The sequence below is a fragment of the Parasphingorhabdus sp. genome, from assembly GCF_049667325.1.
Taxonomy (GTDB): Bacteria; Pseudomonadota; Alphaproteobacteria; order Sphingomonadales; family Sphingomonadaceae; genus Parasphingorhabdus.
Map to the genome: position 1 here is coordinate 11,735 of NZ_JBATHY010000044.1, position 19,219 is coordinate 30,953.

Sequence of the window (19,219 nt, forward strand, 5' to 3'; positions counted from 1 at the left end):
TCTTATTTTCTGCGTGCGGTATCAGCATGCCAGCCGCTCCCGCCCGGATTGGTTATTTTGCGGACCGCCAACGAAGGTGGCGCCGGCTACATTGCGGCCAAGAATTGCTGGCGGTATCAATTGTGGCGCGCGGCTTCCCGCACCTATATGTGTGTCATATCCCAGCCGCGCTTCCCCGAGCCGGTTCATCGCCCAGAAGAAGCGCACATCGAAAATTGTATGCGCCGGTTTTTCAAGCGCGATGATCCGTTTAGCCAATGCCAGTTGTTGCTCCTCGTGCTGCACGGCAACACCGGTGTCGTGACGCGGCAAGAGCACGGAAAACCGGTGTGCGGAACGGTGCATCGGGATGACTTGTCCTTCGAACATCAACCAGTCTTCCAGAGCTGTGACTGTTTCAGGCAAGACATCGGGCAAGGCAATTCTGGCAAATTCGGTCCACTTGGTGTTCCAAGCCTTATTCAAAAGTTCGATCTGGTGGTATTTTCCACGCAGGAACCGCTGCCAATATTGCTGATTGCGCGAGTTCAGAGCGGTAAATTCATGCCACGTACCGGCATCTGGCAAATCGGCATCGACGGGTTGTCGCAGCAATGGTTGCTGCACTCCTGCAGAAAGCTGAAACGCGCGCCAGTTTTTCCGTTCTTCACCTCCGAGTTGAGGTACAAAGCCAAAATGTGCCATCGCAAAACTGGCCCAGTCTTCCGATTCATAATCATCCGCGACGAGCGAAAAGGAGGCCATTTGCTGCACCGGTGTTGCGCTCTTTTGTCCCAAATACCGCGCCCAGCGCTCCACCAATCCGGATTTGCCTTCTTCCGGACTCCACAGTGCTCCGCTTATCGTTGCCAATGGTTGCAGTGTTGAACCGATCCGGTTCGAACCAAGTCGATGACCGGAGCGCCGGGTCCGGAAATTTTCCACGATACGAATGCCATTTGCGCTCGCTCCGGCATGATCGGGAAGTTCAAAATCGCAATCGGTGATATCCGGATCAAATGCCAAACGGAGCGCCAGACGGAGACCAGGCAATGTCCCGCGCCAACCGAGAAATTTCACAGCATATTTAATGAACATGCGGCGACGGCGCTCATCCCAGGCAGGATCAAGCGCGATATCAAACCAGCCCGCCAGCCAGTCAAGTGCCTCGGCAGGGGCAAAGCGCGGGTCGAGCAGATATTGCGCCGCGACAACTTTTGCCTCGATGGCGCTGTTGACGCCTTCCATACTGGCCAGAAAGCGATCGGTAAAATTGCCGGAAATCGCATCTTCGGAATATAGAGCGGGCAGGAATCGCTCGGCATAGGAAAAGCGCGGGTACCAGATTCGCAGTGCGGAAATTGCCGGCGACCGGCGACCATCACCCGCCATTGTCAAACGGAGTTGAACATAGCGGCCCTCGAGTTGCTGTAGCAACACGTCCCAGCATCCCTCGCCCCGCGCCGTTGTTTTTTGCTGGGCGCTGAGCGAAAGTTTCGGTAATTCGCCCCTGTCACCGTTCAAATATGGCTGCGGCTGCACAATCCAGCTGTTGCCATCATCTGTTTCGAAATTTTCAAGACTATCAAAAGCCCGCGCTTCGATGGAGATTGAAGCGCCAGCCGGAACCACGGCATCCATTCGTATCCGGTCCCAGACGCATGCAAATATATCGCTATCCAACGGAGGGGTTATCAAGCTTGACGATTGCGCAAACCGGCAGCGTTTCTGTACCATCAATGGTATCCAAACCGGGCCACCGACGCCGCTATCATAATATAGCCGCTTGCCGCTCGCCGCGATTCCGCGTCCGCCGAAGCGGCGCATCGGGATCAAATTGGTGGAACCAGCCGCGATCCATCCATCTTCACTGTGCCGAAGATCGATTGCGCGTGCCTGATTACCTCCCGGCCCCCACAGCATGATGCGGCGTCGCTCCTTGCCTTCCTCTTGGGGAAGTAAAGCCAAACCGAGCGCTCCGTAGTCAATCTCGATCAGAGATGTGCGGCTACCATTGTCACAATCGACTAAAAGCAGTCTGGCTCTGTCTTCCGATAGCCGGTCCAGAATCAGCAACTCATGGGATGATATCGCAACCATGCAAAGCGGTTGATCCAATTCTGGCAGGTCAATTTGCCATATGCTGGCAGCGTTTTTGTCGATCCGCGCTACATCGCCTTCCAGCGGTTGGAACGCGCTGTCACTTTCTCCCGGGGCTTCGGTCAAACAAAGCTGCATATCGGTGGTCAGACCAAGCAATCGCGCGCCATCCTGATCAAGCAGCATCAAGCCGCCACCCGGCAACGCGGCTGTTTCCGTCAGACCATCGGGTGCAAAGTCCGGATAATGGAATTCCTCGGGCGGTCCGCCTCCAACCAGATCGAAACGCATTACGCGGGTTTCATCTCCGTCATTTGCGATCGCACAGAGATAATCGCACTCGGTTACGGCCAGGGCGCCGAAAGTTCGGGTATCATCTTCGGGAAGAAGATCAACAAACTCGCTCTCGTCTGCACATTGTCGATCGTCGGGCCAGTATCTGCTGCTATGGTCCGCACCTGCACCCTGCACCAAGATCGACTGCAGATCATCGGACACGAAATAGATGTTGCCATTTCGGTCTGCGGCTAGCCCGCGGCGGTCGTCAACGCCGAGTCTGCGCTCGTTTTCCGTCGGAGGTAACAATTCAAGCAAAGGTGCAATTGTCAGGCTTGCGTCGGCAGCATTCCACTCTGGTGGTGCAGATTGCTCTTCGACGGGATCATCGTTCTGCCAAATTTCTCCCAGCGGTAGCAAGCCACCTTCAGCATCGGACCTGCATGCGACCCAGTCCTCGCGCCCCAGATACAAGTGATATGACGATCCGTTGACATTCATCAGCATGTCTCCGCCACTACCGGTACCGGCAACCTGCGGAGAGAACCCTCACCTCCACTGTTCGCAGACCCTGTTCCACGCAGCGTTTCGAGCGGGGTTGCAGCACCGTTGGTTACCGATATTCCCAGAATTTCGGGCAGTTCGATACCAACCAGCGCGATCTGATCGCTAATTGCGCCATCGCCCCGGGCCATCAGTACCTCGTCAACCGAAAGCACGCCGGATGCGCGCGCCGCTTCGGCAAACAAGGTTGGCGCATGCACTGCCCTGTTCAGCGGCCAGCCACGAAGCGCGGGATCAGCCGCCTCGCCATAAAGCTTGGGAAGCATCGACGCACCGCTCAGGCCGGCCGGTGGGATCGGGCTCAGAAAACTCTGCAAACGTGATTTTACCGCCTCCAGCGTTTCGGCAACCGAATGGCCGCTGGCGACCGAAACGCCGATAGATAACCATATCCCGATATATTTGGGTCCATGTACCGCCAGTTCCGTGGTGACCAACCGGCGCGGCTCCAGATATTGGCAGAGCGTATCGAGAAATTTTCGGTCCGGACGCGGAGCCTTTGGAAAGGCGGCGTCATGCGCCGGAACGACCATCAAGGTGACAGCGCCCGGCGCGGAGCCGGCAGCGATCGGAACTATGTCGGGGTGGGCTGCCGCGATTATTTCAACCCTGCCAAGGGACAGGCCGGGCGTTCGCCACGCAATATTACGGAAGTCGTCACCTGTTACCAGACGGTCGCGATGCGCAAGAACGCGTTGAATCTGCTTTTCTCCATCGGTGATATTTTCGGCATCTGAACCACCCCATGTCGGCACCGGGTTGGATCCAACGATTCCCGCAGGGAGATTTGCTCCGGCTTTCAGACTGCCGACGCCGACATTGCCCTCGGCGCCCTCGCTATATTCATAGCTGGCATAAAGCGCTTCATTGTCGCGCGGGCGGCGTCCGTTCATGCCGTCACCGAAACTGATCACACCCGATTCCGGATCCAGCGTGAACACATCGACCGGCGCATCAGTCAGCGGGGCGCCATATTCCGGCACCTCAGGGCCTGCTGCATAGAGGTCGTCAATTTCCGACCAGTCACGACGCGTAGCGTCCTTGACGCTCAACAGCGAGACACTACCCGCCAGCACAGGTGCGCGTTTCAATTGTCTTTGTTGATTAGGTCGCTTGTCACCATCGGCAAGCCGTTCGGCATTGATCCGGATATATTGCCGGACGGGCGCTGCATTTATGCCTGCCCAATCAAAGCTTAGGTCAGCGCTTCCGCTCGCGCTTACCCGCAACCAGGTTATGATGCGGCTATCGATCGCCGCATCGTCGCTTTTCGGCGGAAGGTCGCCAACGCCGCCTTCCAAGGGGTCGAGATCACGCCAATGATCAATAAGATCGGGATCGGAAGGCAAAGTGATCTGGACAACACCAGCTTGCTTGCCAGGATCAAAATCTGTCCGGGATACCAGTTCTCGATAGTCTGCGACCGGCCGGTCATTCTCGTCAAACGCAATTGCCGAACCGGCAATCGGCATTTCAAAGTCCAGACTTTGCGCGACTCCATCGGGGTTGCCGACTGGTAGCAAACTCATGTCGCTTATCTGGCTAGGAACAAGTCCGAGCGAAATCGTTCGCCCTGCCAAAGCAGCTCTTGCATTCGACCATGGATCATCGCCGCCCGGGTTTGCGTCTTGCGGGCGTCCCAGCAAAGCAATCCACAGTGAACCGTCGACGGTATCCGCAAAACTCAGCGATGTGCCACCTTCGCTCTCAACGCTTTCGTACAGCGTCAGTTCCGCTGGCAGCTCGCGGTTGTAGGATGCGTAAAGCAGTTCGTAATATTCCAGCAGTTCGGCGGTCGGTTCCTGAATCGGGATCTTGCGGAATATCCGTGCCTCGACCGGCAACGCATCAATTCCGAGAGTCGTGCGAAACGGTATCTTTTCGGCGGTCAATTCGCTTCCTGCGGCAATGATCGAATTTTCCAGCGGACCGCGCTCATTGTTAAACGCAACGATGCCCCGCGCTTCCCGCGCTGATTGCAGGCCGATGCCAAGCATTTGCAGAAATTTCGCACGGTTGCGTTCCGGGATCTGGTTAGCGCGATAGATCACGCTTTCGGCCACATGCGCGAATAATTGCACCAGCGTAATGCCCGGATCAGACGAATTGAAGTTCGTCCATTCCGGCGTATGCACAGGGATGCGGGCGATCATTTCATCGACCAAGGCCTGATAGTCACGATTGTCGATTTGTGGACCTGGCAATGGCATGATCAGACTCCTCCCGCCGCATCGGACTGAAGCGGGATATCCAACGCAATTCGCTCTGTCTGACCGGTGGCGGATAGACGGTAGCTTATCGTTGCGACGGCGGTTTCTTTTTGACTCCGATGTTCCCGCACATCGACTTCTTCGAGCTTTATGCGCGGTTCCCACGCCTTTAATGATCGATGGATGCGATCCGCAACGCGGGCATGGGTGGAGGCAGTATTGGGATCAAACAGGAGCGGTGTCAGACCGGCACCAAAACTCGCAAGCTGCACCCGTTCACCGAGATCGGTTTTGAGGATAATTTCGATCGACTGACGGATGTTGGTTTCGCCCGCAGACCAGCCGATGCGGCCGTCACGGCCAACATTGAAAGGAAAGCTGACGCCTTTTCCTAAAATATTCTGGTCCACACCACCGGTCATGGCCCGTTCCCCTTAGCTTTCAATCCGGGAACCGGAAAACAGGCGATCAACCACGGCACCCATTTGAATATGAAATCGAGCAAAGAGACGATGATCATCAGCAAGATGAGCGCACATAGAGTGACAATGGGGATCGACAGCGAGCAGATCATCCCGATATCAACATCACCGTTCTTCTTGCAGCCTCCGCCCGCGCCGACGTCGATGTCTTTATGTAGCGGCCATGGTAATACCTGCCGGATAAGGTCGATCAGGCCGAGCCCCTTGGCGCGTTGCACCTGACCACAAAGCATGTCGGACATAACGAACGCAGTTCCTCGCGCATGTTTGCGCAGTCCTGCGGCGCTGGTGTCTTTGGGCAGCATGATCTTGATCTCGCGAGCGGGAGCATCGGGATCAAAAAAGCTCGCCATTGCGAAACGTTCACTGGGTTTGGACAAAGTCGGCGGGTGCAGTGGTCCGCAATCTTCGTTGAGATGCACAAAACGTACACAGAACAACCCGCTATCTTCGGCGGTTTCAACCAGAACTTTCGAAAGCCGTTCAGCAAAAGGCAACGCGCGAGCTTCGTCTTCGGTGGAAGTTGGCAAAGCGCGGCCGATCAACGTTGATATCAGGTCTATTTTTTCAGCTTCCGCAGCCGCGGTTGCCAATGTCCCGGTCAGCGGGCTATCAATTTGCGCCTCTTGCAATTCGGGAAGAATGGTCGTCGAGGCCAGCTTGTACGGACCCTCCGTGGAAACCGTATCGGTCGCATGATTGTACCCCATCCCAACCAAAAGACAGTTGAACTGTGGCCAGCCGCTGGTTCCGGTGTCCGGAACATATTCTGTCTCGACCGACTCGATAAATGTCGCAATTGAAGCGACCCCGACGGCATTCAGTGCGGTCGCAAGGTTACTGTGATAGACCGGTGCGGCTGCTCCCAGACCAGCGATCAACCGCGTTTTTGCCCCACCGCTGATATCAAGATGCAAAAAGTTATACAACGCCAGTTCCGCCGGGTTCAGGCCGACAGACGATCCTGCGTCGACGGCACCCTTCACCTTCGGCAAGTGGCGCTCGAGAAAGGCCGAAAAGTCGAGCAGCAGCAGCCATGACTGCATTTGCAGCTGAAAGTTCAAATTCCGGACCTGAGCTCTTTTCCCGATATTGACTGGACCGAAATCGTCCGGCGTTGGCTCCAATGGTCCGTTGATATCGGCAACTTGCTTGACGACATTGCGCACCATCGCCTTCCAGGGTTCCGCAACATCCATGCGAAATTCGGAAAGCCTTGCCTGTGTGCTGTTCGGTTTGGCAGCAGCAACGGGGTCGGCCATCGCAGCTTTCTGTCCTTCGATCAGAGAGACTGCTGTACGGACGATTGGCGCGCCGACATAATCATCGCGCCGCGCGACGGGGATCATCGAACCCCACATCTTGCGTTTGATGCCATTGGCTTCGCTATGCAAAATCGGGAACACAGGTAACATCTCTTCTCCGGGTGCCAGTGTGTCCGCTTCACCAACCGCAACCCGCTGCCAGCGCGGTTCGTCACCCGGAATCCAGCCATATTCAACCAGTTGCGGATCTGATGCGCCGATATTTGTCGCTGCTGTATTTTTGGTGCCGGGCATCAACCGCCGTACAAGCATGCCGATCTTTTCCTGATTACCCTCCGGCCGGCGATCGGGAAGACCGGGCACTGCACAGGCGAGCGTGGCGGTCGCGACGTAGTGCCGTTGGTGGGCAGCCTGGAATAGCTTTAACGGTGCCGGTGGTACCGGAATATTGGCATCAGATACTTGCTTGGATTTGCGCGGCACGCCGAACAGGGTTTTGCGGCGCGCTTCCTTGACCAGCGCTGGCAGCGGGACACGCGCGACAAGATCAGGTTGTGCTACCTGTCCGGGCGGCGTCCGCCACGTTTCGGGACGCGCGACAAATTCATCTATCCGCTGCGGTTCGTTGATCATCAGACCAATTAACTGATCGGCAAAATCATCGCGCGCAAAGCGCAATATACCGGGTTCCAATCCGGGTCGACCCGCCCCGCGCCACATCGGTCTGGGCGAGGCCCAAGTAAGAGGATGCTTCATCTCGGTCACCAGATATTCCCTGCGCCTGGCGTATAGGTCGCACCGGAAATCGTCGGAGCCACGACGGTTTGAGCGTTGACCAGCCCCGAGAATGTTGCGGTTGCCGCATTCACGCTTACCGACGTCGCGTCGATCGTCACCATACTCGCTTCCAGCTTCAACAAAGACGAAGCGGTTATGGTTACACCGCTCGGCCCCATATCGACCGTATTGCCGTTGCTATCCTCCAGACGGATATTCCCCGGCCCGTCGGACAACGTTATTTTTTGTCCCCCCGGCGTTTCGAGAACCAGCGCTTCCGATCCAGAACTGTCGTCAAAAGACACCATCACACCGTTGCGCGAGCGCAGTAGCTTGATATTATTTTCTGCTGAATGATTGGCCGCTTCCGGTGGCCCGTCGACTCCATTCCACATCCCGCCAATGACAAACGGCTGTTCAGGATTGCCGAACATGAAGGCCACGAGCACTTCATCATCGACTTCTGGCAGGAACCAGCTGCCACGGTCTGCCCCTGCAAACATTGTCGCCATGCGCGCCCATACTTCATAGCTTTCACTGGCCGGATCGGGAGACCATGGGAGCTTCACCTTGACGCGGCCCATTCCTTCCGGATCCTCAATCGATTGGACGAGCGCAGGTGCCACGCCGTGCCAAAGCCCACCGATGCCATTTGGAACGCGATCGCAATCAGAAATTGCCGTTTCTTGAAGAAGTACGGAAATGCCGCTCATGACGGTCCTCCGATTCCGGCACGATGGCAGCGAAATTCACTCAAAGCGCCAAGCTGGGGATCAAAACAATGTGTGACCTCCAGCGTGCGATATTGACCATCGAACAGATCACCGAGACCGGAAAGCTCCAGCATCGCACCAACATGGATAAGTGGATCGGTTTCACATTCCCCTTCGCCGATCACAAAATCCCGTGCCATCCGGCGATACGCTCCATTGGCAAATTCGCGCGCTTCGGTGACCGTCGACGGTTTCAGATGCGCCAATGTTTCAATCCGCGGTTCAAAAAATTCTTCGAGCAATGCCGCTCCGCCGGTATCGCTACCGACTTCCGCTGACATTTCGCTGGAATCCGTTTCGTGAGAAACTGCTTCTTTGGATGCCACGTCCCAGCCGGACGCAATAATCGCGCTATATTGTAGCGCCAGATCAGCGGTCACATCAAATTCACGCAGCGTTCCAGACCAGCGGAGCTCGACCGGGGGCGTACCGCGATCCTCTGTAACGTGTAGCGTTTGATCGGATATATGGACCTTCGCGTCAAAACGCCGAGCCAGATCGAACAGAAAGGCAAAGTCCGTTTGATTGACCTGTGTCAGTACTGGCGCGACTGCGGTTTCTACTTCAACCTGAGCGGTGAGACCATGATCGCGCGCTATGGCATCCGCCACGTCTGCCAATGATGCCTGCTCGAAACTGCGCGAGCGCCGGGTCATCCGAAGATCCTGCAAACGGTCCTCGGCCAGCACCACTATCGTGGGCGGACCAGCGCTGGGAAATCGGCCATTAATGGCGCTGATACGCCCCTGAAACAGGATCTCGTTCTGTAGACTGACGACAATCTCCTTTCCGAAATCAAGGATGTCCCTTGAAAAGAACTGGAACCCGGCATCTTCGCCACCCCAGTTACCGAATTCGATCTCTGCCGACGCCATCGATTCAACCGACGCATGCAACCGATAGGACAGCATGGCCGCTTCCAGACGCGGTTGGCTCTCTCCGTCGATGCGGATAGTCGGGCGCGAGGGGCGGCTTGGCAAACGGGCGACAGTTGCAGGCATATCCGGGTCTAATTCCTTCTGAAGCGCAATTGGCGTCTGGCCAGTTTGCGAAGCTCTTTTTCGATCGCGCGTTGCCGCGACAATGGTGATTTGGCTTGAACGGCAGGAACGTCGGCAGCGCCAGTACCCTCCCCGGAGGTTTCAAATTCGTTGATTACTACGGGCATAATTTATTCCTATTCGATGCTGAATTTGGGAAGTGGCGGCGGCACGAGATTGGTTTTCAATCCAAGAGGCGGCGGGCTGGTATTCAATGACGGGGTAGGGAATTTCCCAGCGTTGAGATCAATCAGCCTGCCCGGCGACATGCGCAGCGGATCCTCGATATTGTTCGCCGAAGCGATATTTTGCCAATTCGACTGCTTGCCATTATTGGCCGCCATCTGCTGCACGCTATCGCCCTGTTTGGCCGGCGTCAGCTTCTTGCGCCCTGGCGCGTCGGCGACTTTGCCGTCACCCTCAAAGTCCGAAACGAGTATTTTTTGCTGACCGAAGCTCAATGCCATGCTGGCGCGCAGCGGCTTGCCTTCGGGCGAGAAAAATTCGAGATTTTCCTCGAGACTCTCCAGCATGCCATCGAACAGCAGGGAACCCCAGACAAAGCGTACTGCGGGGGGCACCAGCTTTGTCGGGTCGTCGGTAAATTCCTTAGGCGTCATGAAGTAAATGACATCCTTCGTCACCCTCCGCACATCATCAACCCGGTCCTTGACCAACGCGGTCACATCAAACCACAAAGTGATCGTCAGCGTGGTACTGCCCGCTCCGACAAATTGCCGACCCGCGGTGCCAGCAGCCTGGTCACCCCCTTCGGGCTGTACTATTTCATTTGCAAAAGCCAGTTTGAGCGTTTCGGGATTAAACTGGACGTCAATATTCTTGCCGCCGCCCAGCTCGCCGCTGAAATCATCCTTCAGCTCTATCAATTTTGCCTTGGCAAGAACAGATTCGGTCACTCTGCCGGCCCTCCCGCTGCTGCTTCGACGAGTTCAAATTTCTCATAGGCGAGGGCGAAATCCTCAATCGCGATTCCACCATCTTTCGCGTTCAGCGGTGGCACCTTCATTTTGATTGGAATGCAGCGTGACAACCGAAAGCGCATCTTTTCGGTCTTTCCATCCTCCGCGAACATCACCAGTTCGGCATCGGCACGCAAAAACGGGTCGGCATTTGACTGTGTGAACCAGTTCCAAAGTTCACGGTTTGCGGTCATTCCTCTTTTTAACGACAGGTTGGAGTAGTTGATCACGGACGGGACCCGGTATGCGCGGTCGTTGGCGCCGCCTTCACGGATGGTCTGAACATCCATCGTCATTTCAAGTCCATCACATTCCGTGAAAGCCGCCTCTGCCAATGGCGCGCTTGCGCCATCGGGATAAATTTCTACGGCGAAATTGAAGACCGAATATGGACGATCGGTAAGTGCCATTATAGCCCCTCCTCCACCGTTAGCCGCGCTCCGGTCTGGACGAGCGAGATGTCGAGAAATTTCATGGGATGAGAGGGCGCAATGCCCAATTCTACGAGCAAACGGCCATTGTCGATATCATTGCCATCATATGGCGTCCGGATAAAATAACTGTCCTCAGACCGTTTTCCCGAAAACGCTCCGAGCTTTTGCAGCTGGTCAAGACGGGTAACCAGGGAACGGGAGATGGCCCGCCGCACACCTTGATCGTTGGGCTCGAAAATATACGTTCGGCCAAGCCGTAACAGCATGCGACGTATCATGATAAAGAGGCGCCGAACGTTTATCTGCTGCCAATCGGTCTCGTCGGATAGCGTGCACGCGGCAAGAAAGGCGAAATTCCTCGGGAAACGACGGATCAGATTGAGCCTCGCGCGATCAAGCCGCAGATGATCGTTCGCTGCGATCGTCGGATATAGTCCGATGATATCGGTTAACGGTTGATTGGCCGGGGCTATCCACGCCCCTTCCCGATTTGCGACCTCAGCCATGATCCCGCAGACTGCACCATCGGGCGGAAGGACCAGCGCTTTGTTGCCGCGTCCGCCATCTATCCATGGATGATATACAGCTCCATATGATAGAGCTCGTGCTTCGCGACCTGAAAATCGCGTTGGCAGCGAAGCGCCGGATGCCTGCGCCGAAAAGCCGTCCAGATAGGAAGCCGCGTCGTCAGAGCGATATGATTGCGGTAACGAGATTATCGCGCTCATCTCGCCCGTTCCCGCACATAGTCTTAACATCGCCAGATGAACCGCGCGCAGCTCGTCTGGATCAACGGCAAGGGTGGTATATGCGCTGGAACGAACCACCACTCTGTGTGCTGCAAAGCCGGAAACATTGTCACCTGTTTGCGTGTGCAGACGGTAGTAATAGGTGCCTTCGCTGCGCCCGGCAATTTCCCGTTGTCCGTCAGCCCCGCGCCAGATTTCAACGGCATCGGCAAAGTCATGGCGAGCCGACTCTTCAAGAACGAAGATTACCTCATCGTCGCTGCTTTCAAATCTCAGCGTGAAAATGTCGTCTGTGACTGGTCGGCGGGGTCCGCGGATTTGCGGCTCGGCAAGCAGCCTGACACCGCTGTCGAGAAAGCTGCTCCGGTCGGGTTCCGAAAGTTCTGGCCCGGCGTCGACCATACAAGCTCCGCTGTGATCAAACCAATTGCCCCGAACTGGTGAACCGGCTTCGGGAGGGGGCAACGAAATAGAGTCGGCAAGCAAACCCCAGCCAGGTTGACTGGCGTCAGGGAGGCTCAGCATCGATACATCACCGACATTCTCGCCCGGCACATCAAACACGCCATGCATCCCCAGCAGTTGCTTCTCGTCCAGATCATGCATTTGGATCGCCCGTTGAAGCACCGCGTCGGTGGAAACGGCAGTAAAGGCGGGATCAATGAACAGCCGGCTATCAAATGGCACCAGTCCATCGCGCTCAAGCGCAGGGCGCAGTGACGTCCATGCAGGAGTCGACGAACCGGCAAATTCGCCATCGACAGCAATTGGCAACCAGGCCGAGCGCAATATTCGCCTTTGGCTCGCCGAGGCCTCTCCCGCGACAAACGCCGCAGCATGTTGGTCAAACGTCAAACCGCGACCGAAGCGGGATTGGACCTGGATCCAGTTTTCACGCAGCTGCGATTTTGCCGCTATATTGGGTTGTTCCCGTGCATCGCGACTTTCGTTCATGGCATAGAACCGGTCCGCTCCGACCAGATCCATCAGCGAATTGGGAGCTTCTGGCGTGAGGCCGAGATCGGACAAGAGCTGTGCTTCCCCGTTTACCTCCGTTTGCGCATCGACCGTCAGGCGGCTCGCGGTGAAATCATTCTCGGGAAGTATGGACGCAATTTGTTGCCATGCTTTTCCGGTCGCGCGACGGCCGTCGACACTGTCGGGGCGCAGCCAAATTGACTCGCCCTGCTGAAAAAACTGTAACCAGCGATCGGTCATCAACAGCGGCTCATCACCAGCCAAAACGATTTCGCTTTCGATGCCCTCCCTAAAGATTGCGGACATCCGGTTTCGGCGCCCAACCAGCCGGGCATGACCATTTTTGACAGGTGTTTCGCCGTCAATCACCAGGAAGGACGAGCACCAGCAGGCAAAGGCCATGCCTTCCTGCAAAACAACAATCTTCGCGTATCTTATTGTTTTATTGGTATCTCTAAGCTCGATCAACTCACCAAGCTGTAATCGGCCATCGTCGGCAAATTGAAATCCACCCGGAATAGAGGAAGGATCATGTATTGAAACAGGGGTGCGCCTTAACTTCAAGCCGACCGATATGCTGTCGGCCCAGCTGCCCCCTGAAGCCGCATCAAAAACCGCCGGCACAACGACGCTATCCCCATTCGAGAGCTTGGGAAACCGGGCAAGCAGCCCGGTCAGGGGAAATTGCGCGGTTTCGATCGTCGCTCGGGGCGTGGCCTTCCCGTCCACCCCATCCCACCGGTTTGCAAGATCGGCGGTCCAGGCGACCCTGATCACCCAGCATTCCGTCCCCCCGTTGGAGAAAAAGGCACGCACGCTGGACGCGAGATTGGCCGACAGTGTTTCACCGGATTTAACGTCAAAAGCCAGTGGCATCGCGCCGCCAAAAACCGACTGATAGGCCGCGACGCTGTTTACCCTGACCGGCCTGTGGCACGGACCGCGCTCCGCAAAACCGGCAAACAGCGCCACGTCCATGCGCGGAAATTCATCTGCATCCCTCGCAATCGAGGGCGCATCCAATGTTATTCCGGGCAGACGAACCGCTGCGTACATCGCTCTATTCCATTTCCATCCGCTCGGTCGCGATGACCAGCTCTTCGACCGCAACATCGGTGCCCTTCGCGTTGAGCGCAGGCGCGGTATATTTCATGATCTGGCAACGTTGCAGTTTCCAGGTCATCACCGATTCACTGTGATCTTCATTCTGGAGCGATACCGTCAGTGTACGGAGCGCGCTGGCCGAACCGTTTCGGATCTCGTCGAGCCACTCATAAAGATTGAGCGAACCCATCGCACCGCGCTTGAATGTGACGTCGGTCGACTTGTTCATTCCGGCGACCTTCATCACCGAGTTTTCCAGGCTGTTTCCGTTGCGATATTCAGCCAGCGTAATTTCCATACCGATGCCGGAAACTTCCTGGAAACCCGCTTTGGGCCCGTCGGTATTGCCATCGCCGAGATCAACCAGAAAATTAAACTGATTATACGGACGTTCTCTTTCTACTGCCATGTTCTATTCCTCTCAGGATTTGCGGTCGGCCGTCCATTGACCAACGCGGAAGATGACGAATTCCGCCGGACGCAACGGTGCGACGCCGACCTGACAAACGAGTCGGCCATTATCGAGATCATTCTGCGTCATTGTGGAGCGGTCGCATTTTACAAAATAGCTATTCTCCGGCTTGTCGCCGAGCAGCGCGCCATTCTGGAACTCATTGAGCAGAAAATCCTCAATGGTCCGACGGACATTGGCCCAAAGCCGCTCGCCATTTGGCTCAAACACCGCCCATTGGGTGCCCTTGTCGATCGAGCGTTCCAGATAGGCAAAATAGCGCCGCAGATTGACATATTTCCACTCCGGATCAGATGTCATGGTGCGCGCACCCCAAAGCCGCATGCCGCGACCTTCAAAGAAGCGGAAACAATTGACTCCTTCGGGATTGAGTACCTCTTGCTGGCCGGTATTGAGAAATTTCTCGAAACCAATGGCAAGATTTACCACTTCGTTTGCAGGCGCCTTATATACCGCGCGCTCGACATCGTTGCGGGCATAAATGCCGGATACGAATCCAGACGGCGGGTAGTGGTTCTCCTGTCCGGTTACCGGATCGATGATCCGCACCCACGGATAGTAAAACGCCGCATATTTGGAATCGAACTTGGCGCGATAGGCGCGGACCGAAGATATCGACGCATCCTTGACGCTATCGATCACAGCGATACGATATTTCATCCGTCGCGCATGACTCATCAGCAGATTGGCAACTGCTTGGCCCAGTGTTTCGTTGATGCTGGAACCCGGCGCCGCGATGATGGAAATATCCTCGAGATTTTCCATCGCCTTGAGACCGGTTGCGCGGTTGGTTGTCGGATCAACAGCACCTTCATAGGCCGCTGCGTTTGGTATATTTCCGTCGTCACCACCGTCGAGCGCGAAAGTAACGGTCGTTAGTGCAGGGTCTGGATCATCTGCTGTCAGCGCCGCTTCGCCGATTGTCGTGACCCCGGCAGAAACAACGACAAAATTTCTGATAAAGTCCAATCCGGTATAGGGCGTGTCATCTTCCTCTCCATCGCCGTCCTGATCCTTGAATATCTGGATCGGCAGCGACCGGGCATCTGATATATTGGCCGGATTGCGGGCAAAGACATCGAGGATAGAATCGGGTCTTCCGTTAGCGCTGTGACGTGTATCAAGCGCCAGATCGACCATCGCGAATGTCGGCAAATCGGCCGATGCCGATTCATAAAAGACCGATGCTGTTACACGACGAATCGTGACATCAGCATCAAAATCAGCAAGCGTGAAGCCAAATTCGTCATCGGTTGCATCGAGCGGATCTTCGTCCGGATTGGGGCGGGTGAAACTGAATTCTTCCGACGTTCCATCCCATTCCACCAGATAGAAACCGACAAGATCATCCGGTTCGTCCGCCGCATCGCCTGTGAAACCCAGATGCACGATATCTCCGTGCGATATGCCGTTCATCTCTGCATCGCTGCCGTTCATGACCAACCGATTTTGCCCCAGTTGAAACTGAATGGAGATTCGTCCGTTTCCAGCCGCTCCGGGGAACCGTGCTTGAATGCGAAGATTGTGCACCAGAGCACGCCTAGCGCGGCCATCATCACCTCCCGCCGTGAACGCACGCGCAACATACAGCCGTTTGCCGCCTTCTTCAAAAAAGCCGCGCACCGCGTTCCACATATAATTGTCTTGAGAGGTGCCAGCATAGTTCAGCTTTGCCTGCCCGCCATAAATGCGTTCAAACTCGACCAGCGAAGTTATGATTTCCGGCTCCAGGTCGGTGGGACCATAGCGGGTCGCGCCGACAAAACCGGTGGTTGTGGTGCTAACGCCTTCGATCGATTTGGCACGGTAGGATACCTCTTCGACAAACACGCCCGGGGCTAAATATTCAGGCATTTCATATCTCCTTCTTTTCAGTTCGCCGCTATGTAGAGGCTGGAAAAATACTCATTCGGGTTACGCAGGGTCCGCAGCACCAGCGGCTCTCCCATTGCCATATCGACATTGTTGAGCGCGCCTGGCTGGCCAAGACGCCTTATCGCCGTCGTTCCCGGATCGTTCAGTTGGGACATGATGTCGGACAGCAATGGCGGGACAGGTTGGTCCACAAACTCATGTGGGAAAGATTCCGCGGAATATTGGGGCGGCGTCGGCACCCCGGAATAGTGGACCGAAATACGTATTGGCCAGATCACATTCGACCGACCGGCAACGGCTTCCGGAGCCGTCATTTGTGGCAGATCGGGATAGGAAAAACCGACTTCGACGTTGCCGTTCGCATCCGCAATCCCCAAACCAACGGTGCGATTGCTCGACCGGATTCGCAACACGGCCCAAGCCGCAGCAACGTCGCTACCGTCATCCTGGCGGATGGTGAGGTGAGCCCGCACTCTGGCACGCGGCATCGGATAGGTTCTGCCGCTTCTCGAGAATAACGGAATATAGTCTGGAGTATCCTGCCCCTCTTTGAGCAGATTGCGCACCCGGGCTTGATTCAATCCGGCCCATGCACCCCAGATTACACGACCGCTGACCGGCAATTCAGCTTCAAAACGACAACGCTCAAACCGCCGCAAATTATCCACAACATGCACTTCGTAAAGACCGAGATTTGCTGGCCAGTTTTCGGGATCATCTGCGACTTCGATCGCCAGGCCCTCGATCCTATGCGACACCCAGTGCCCTGAATTTACCGGTGACAACAGGAAGCGGTTTCGACGGTTCCTGCGGTCAATCAACAGCACCGATAGACCCGCCGATACCGTCGCAAGATCGCTGGCATCGGCGAACAGGAACCCCGCAGGGACATGATGCCGGATGACATCCGAAGAAGGCAGCGCCGTCATGCGTCGACTCCAACCGGTGAATATTGAAACTCTCGTTCGATGACCGGCGCGTTTTCGGTAATCTCGACATCGCTATCGATCACCAGCATCCGCATCAGATAATTGGCATATGTCGGATAGCGCTTGATCCGTTCCCACAGATTCAAATGGTCGGCCAATGGCAGTGGATCGCATACCAGTTCAATGTCTTCGCTCACCGGGAAAATATTATCTTCAGCCAGATAATTGTTGAGCTGCGCCGAAGAGAACGGCCCCGCATCCTCGAGCGCACGCATCATCCAGCCGAGCAGGCGTTGCTGGCGCTCGACACTGGTTGAAATAGGAATCACCAAATAGCTTAGATCAAGCGGCAATGACGGCCGGAAACTGCCGCCCAACGGGTTCTTCCGTGGCGGCCTGGCCCGCCGTTCCGTATTGACCATAACCCGCCACAACAGAATGGCGAAACCTTCGGCGCTTATCCCCTGATCAAGATCATTCACACTATAGCTGTCAATTGTCAGGGAAGGACCAAATTCGTCACGCGGATAGCGTTCCCTCAAAAGTTCGCGGAGGGTGGCGCTGGCCGCGGCTATGGCACGATGATTTGCCATCAGCTTTGCTCTGCCGCGCGTTTGATGGCGTCGATCAGACCTGCTTGATCGTTGTTGATAAGTATATCATCGCCCCTCCGGCGAAAAACGATGACTCTCCGGCCCCGGTCTTCCACTGCTACAATGCTGGCGCGCGGGGCTATCGATTCCACCGGCAGGTCAGACGGACCTGCAAAACCGGAAAAGCCTTCCACCAGCAATATATCATAATATGCTTCTTCGTCATGCTCGGTGAAATTGTCGTTCGCCAGATCTCGATGCGGGCCCACTATACGGACGCCATCGCAATCGCCGATCAGCCCGGTAACCATCGACCGGAACATACGTGAGGATGATCCGATCAAGACCCGAACGGTTGGCATAGGGTTGAAGTTTTTTCCGACATGCCCGGACAGATGACGTGTTTTTTCGCGCTTCGCATGAACCGCTGGTCTGAAATATGGTCCGGTTCAACGCCCAGACCGTCCTGTTTTCAAGCCATGATGAAACAATCCAGCCCAAGCGCTATCAGGATTATTTTGCGTACTCAAATCCTGAAATGTAACGATTCTTTTTCTTGGTCCGGACCGAACGGTCTGGTTATTCTGGCACGGCCAGCTGGATGGATGGATATATTTCGGCCGGGGTATGGCGAAATTTTCCTATTGTCGAATCGTCGCAACGTGTAAAAAACGGCTTAACTCAACGGGTCGCAGAGAACTCGCCGCAAGCAAAGCATCTTGTCAAAATGATGTAGCAGCGGTAAATTTGGGGAACTTCGATGCCAGATAATGCTGCTGCACAAGCTGATATAGAGGCAATAGCGCCTACCTGTTTGGTAGTCGGCGATGTGCTGCTTTACCGAAACGGGTTGGCAGCCGGGCTGGCCGCGCTCGAGGAAGTTGATGTATTGGGAAGTTGCGGATCAGATGAAGCAATCCAGGAAGTCGGCAGACTTCGACCGATGGTTGTCGTTCTCGATATAACCCATCATGAAATCCTTGATCAGCTTAGAGCCTTGACGATGGGGGCGACCATTCATTTCGTTGGTTTCGGAATTCACAACCGGGACGACGCAATCCGCTGCGCCGAAGCCGGTATTTCCGCGTTTGTCGGACGCGATGAAACGATCGAAGATCTGAATAAAACAGTTTTGAAAGCAGTGCGCGGTGAAGCCGTATGCTCGCCGAAAATGATGGCGGGGCTCGTCAGGCATTTGGCGGCATTGACCAGCAACCACAAACCACAAGAAATCGGTTGCCTGACAATGCGCGAAAGCGAAGTTGCTACTTTGGTAAAGGAAGGACTGTCTAACAAGGAAATCGCCAAACTGCTATGCATCAGTCCCGCTACAGTGAAAAACCATGTCCATATGATTTTGGAAAAATTCAACGTCAGGCGGCGCGGTGTCATTGGCCGTCATATTTAGGATTTCCAAAAATATGCGGAATCGCCGACGCCAGATCGCATTTTAAAACGGCAGGCAATCGATGTCCTTCCCCGACCGGCTTGCCCCGATTTTGGCAAAGTCGCATTCAATAAAATATTATCAGATACCGGCTTCATCAGCACCCAGCGGATTTTGCCGATAAAATTCCACCTGCATTTTCATCGGGCCGACAAGTTTGACGAAATGCTTTGATTGTGGAGGGATCGGCGC

The 19,219-nt window shown here is 55.5% G+C and carries 16 protein-coding genes; 1 reads left to right on the top strand and 15 read right to left on the bottom strand.

The genetic code is table 11. The features are described 5' to 3' along the window. Nucleotides 1–21: 21 nt before the first annotated feature. From WBM93_RS02255 to WBM93_RS02325, 15 genes are read right to left on the bottom strand one after another with little or no spacing between them, the layout of a single operon-like run. A complete protein-coding gene (locus tag WBM93_RS02255) occupies nucleotides 22–2,862 on the bottom strand; it encodes a phage tail protein (protein WP_424427742.1) in 2,841 nt (946 codons plus the stop codon). Next, nucleotides 2,856–5,129, bottom strand: a complete 2,274-nt coding sequence (locus tag WBM93_RS02260) for a hypothetical protein (RefSeq protein ID WP_424427744.1) — start codon at nucleotides 5,127–5,129, stop codon at nucleotides 2,856–2,858. The genes WBM93_RS02255 and WBM93_RS02260 overlap by 7 nt, the downstream gene beginning before the upstream one ends. A gap of 2 nt (nucleotides 5,130–5,131) precedes the next feature. Further along, a complete protein-coding gene (locus WBM93_RS02265; protein WP_424427746.1) occupies nucleotides 5,132–5,551 on the bottom strand; it encodes a GPW/gp25 family protein in 420 nt (139 codons plus the stop codon). Then, on the bottom strand, nucleotides 5,548–7,632 hold the full coding sequence (locus tag WBM93_RS02270) for a hypothetical protein (protein WP_424427771.1): 2,085 nt from the start codon (nucleotides 7,630–7,632) through the stop codon (nucleotides 5,548–5,550). Before WBM93_RS02270 ends, WBM93_RS02265 begins: the two co-directional genes overlap by 4 nt. Nucleotides 7,633–7,637: 5 nt before the next feature. After that, nucleotides 7,638–8,366: a phage baseplate assembly protein V gene (locus tag WBM93_RS02275; protein ID WP_424427747.1), complete on the bottom strand. Its 729-nt coding sequence runs from the start codon at nucleotides 8,364–8,366 to the stop codon at nucleotides 7,638–7,640. Beyond that, on the bottom strand, nucleotides 8,363–9,427 hold the full coding sequence (locus tag WBM93_RS02280) for a phage late control D family protein (RefSeq protein WP_424427749.1): 1,065 nt from the start codon (nucleotides 9,425–9,427) through the stop codon (nucleotides 8,363–8,365). Before WBM93_RS02280 ends, WBM93_RS02275 begins: the two co-directional genes overlap by 4 nt. 8 nt (nucleotides 9,428–9,435) lie before the next feature. Next, nucleotides 9,436–9,594 (bottom strand): hypothetical protein, encoded by a 159-nt coding sequence (locus tag WBM93_RS02285; protein WP_424427751.1) that lies wholly within the window; start codon nucleotides 9,592–9,594, stop codon nucleotides 9,436–9,438. A gap of 9 nt (nucleotides 9,595–9,603) precedes the next feature. Next, nucleotides 9,604–10,383 (bottom strand): peptidoglycan-binding protein, encoded by a 780-nt coding sequence (locus WBM93_RS02290; protein WP_424427753.1) that lies wholly within the window; start codon nucleotides 10,381–10,383, stop codon nucleotides 9,604–9,606. Next, complete coding sequence (locus tag WBM93_RS02295; protein WP_424427755.1) at nucleotides 10,380–10,856, bottom strand: phage tail protein; 477 nt, start codon at nucleotides 10,854–10,856, stop codon at nucleotides 10,380–10,382. Before WBM93_RS02295 ends, WBM93_RS02290 begins: the two co-directional genes overlap by 4 nt. After that, entirely contained in the window at nucleotides 10,856–13,663 is a 2,808-nt protein-coding gene (locus WBM93_RS02300; RefSeq protein WP_424427757.1) for a phage tail sheath C-terminal domain-containing protein, read from the bottom strand. The genes WBM93_RS02295 and WBM93_RS02300 overlap by 1 nt, the downstream gene beginning before the upstream one ends. A gap of 4 nt (nucleotides 13,664–13,667) precedes the next feature. Further along, the gene (locus tag WBM93_RS02305; protein ID WP_424427759.1) at nucleotides 13,668–14,120 is read right to left on the bottom strand and encodes a phage tail protein; all 453 of its coding nucleotides are present in this window, start codon (nucleotides 14,118–14,120) and stop codon (nucleotides 13,668–13,670) included. Between the two features lie 12 nt (nucleotides 14,121–14,132). Next, nucleotides 14,133–16,037 (bottom strand): phage tail sheath family protein, encoded by a 1,905-nt coding sequence (locus WBM93_RS02310; RefSeq protein WP_424427761.1) that lies wholly within the window; start codon nucleotides 16,035–16,037, stop codon nucleotides 14,133–14,135. Nucleotides 16,038–16,054: 17 nt separating this feature from the next. Next, a complete protein-coding gene (locus WBM93_RS02315; protein WP_424427763.1) occupies nucleotides 16,055–16,987 on the bottom strand; it encodes a hypothetical protein in 933 nt (310 codons plus the stop codon). Next, nucleotides 16,984–17,580 carry a DUF4255 domain-containing protein gene (locus WBM93_RS02320; RefSeq protein ID WP_424427765.1) on the bottom strand — a complete coding sequence of 199 codons (597 nt, stop codon included), beginning with the start codon at nucleotides 17,578–17,580 and terminating at the stop codon, nucleotides 16,984–16,986. Before WBM93_RS02320 ends, WBM93_RS02315 begins: the two co-directional genes overlap by 4 nt. Further along, nucleotides 17,580–17,903, bottom strand: coding sequence for a hypothetical protein (locus WBM93_RS02325; protein WP_424427767.1), 324 nt, complete (start codon nucleotides 17,901–17,903; stop codon nucleotides 17,580–17,582). The genes WBM93_RS02320 and WBM93_RS02325 overlap by 1 nt, the downstream gene beginning before the upstream one ends. Nucleotides 17,904–18,340: 437 nt before the next feature. Here WBM93_RS02325 and WBM93_RS02330 point away from each other — a divergent pair, with 437 nt between their 5' ends. Then, entirely contained in the window at nucleotides 18,341–18,988 is a 648-nt protein-coding gene (locus WBM93_RS02330; RefSeq protein ID WP_424427769.1) for a LuxR C-terminal-related transcriptional regulator, read from the top strand. Nucleotides 18,989–19,219: the final 231 nt, after the last annotated feature.

Excerpts from the sequence above, each read along its gene's own strand:
- WBM93_RS02260 (WP_424427744.1), bottom strand. The coding sequence starts at position 5,129 with ATGCCATTGCCAGGTCCACAAATCGACAATCGTGACTATCAGGCCTTG.
- WBM93_RS02325 (WP_424427767.1), bottom strand. The coding sequence starts at position 17,903 with ATGTTCCGGTCGATGGTTACCGGGCTGATCGGCGATTGCGATGGCGTC.
- WBM93_RS02265 (WP_424427746.1), bottom strand. The coding sequence starts at position 5,551 with ATGACCGGTGGTGTGGACCAGAATATTTTAGGAAAAGGCGTCAGCTTT.
- WBM93_RS02305 (WP_424427759.1), bottom strand. The coding sequence starts at position 14,120 with ATGGCAGTAGAAAGAGAACGTCCGTATAATCAGTTTAATTTTCTGGTT.
- WBM93_RS02280 (WP_424427749.1), bottom strand. The coding sequence starts at position 9,427 with ATGCCTGCAACTGTCGCCCGTTTGCCAAGCCGCCCCTCGCGCCCGACT.
- WBM93_RS02255 (WP_424427742.1), bottom strand. The coding sequence starts at position 2,862 with ATGCTGATGAATGTCAACGGATCGTCATATCACTTGTATCTGGGGCGC.
- WBM93_RS02270 (WP_424427771.1), bottom strand. The coding sequence starts at position 7,632 with ATGAAGCATCCTCTTACTTGGGCCTCGCCCAGACCGATGTGGCGCGGG.
- WBM93_RS02320 (WP_424427765.1), bottom strand. The coding sequence starts at position 17,580 with ATGGCAAATCATCGTGCCATAGCCGCGGCCAGCGCCACCCTCCGCGAA.
- WBM93_RS02285 (WP_424427751.1), bottom strand. The coding sequence starts at position 9,594 with ATGCCCGTAGTAATCAACGAATTTGAAACCTCCGGGGAGGGTACTGGC.
- WBM93_RS02310 (WP_424427761.1), bottom strand. The coding sequence starts at position 16,037 with ATGCCTGAATATTTAGCCCCGGGCGTGTTTGTCGAAGAGGTATCCTAC.
- WBM93_RS02330 (WP_424427769.1), top strand. The coding sequence starts at position 18,341 with ATGCCAGATAATGCTGCTGCACAAGCTGATATAGAGGCAATAGCGCCT.
- WBM93_RS02315 (WP_424427763.1), bottom strand. The coding sequence starts at position 16,987 with ATGACGGCGCTGCCTTCTTCGGATGTCATCCGGCATCATGTCCCTGCG.
- WBM93_RS02295 (WP_424427755.1), bottom strand. The coding sequence starts at position 10,856 with ATGGCACTTACCGATCGTCCATATTCGGTCTTCAATTTCGCCGTAGAA.
- WBM93_RS02300 (WP_424427757.1), bottom strand. The coding sequence starts at position 13,663 with ATGTACGCAGCGGTTCGTCTGCCCGGAATAACATTGGATGCGCCCTCG.
- WBM93_RS02275 (WP_424427747.1), bottom strand. The coding sequence starts at position 8,366 with ATGAGCGGCATTTCCGTACTTCTTCAAGAAACGGCAATTTCTGATTGC.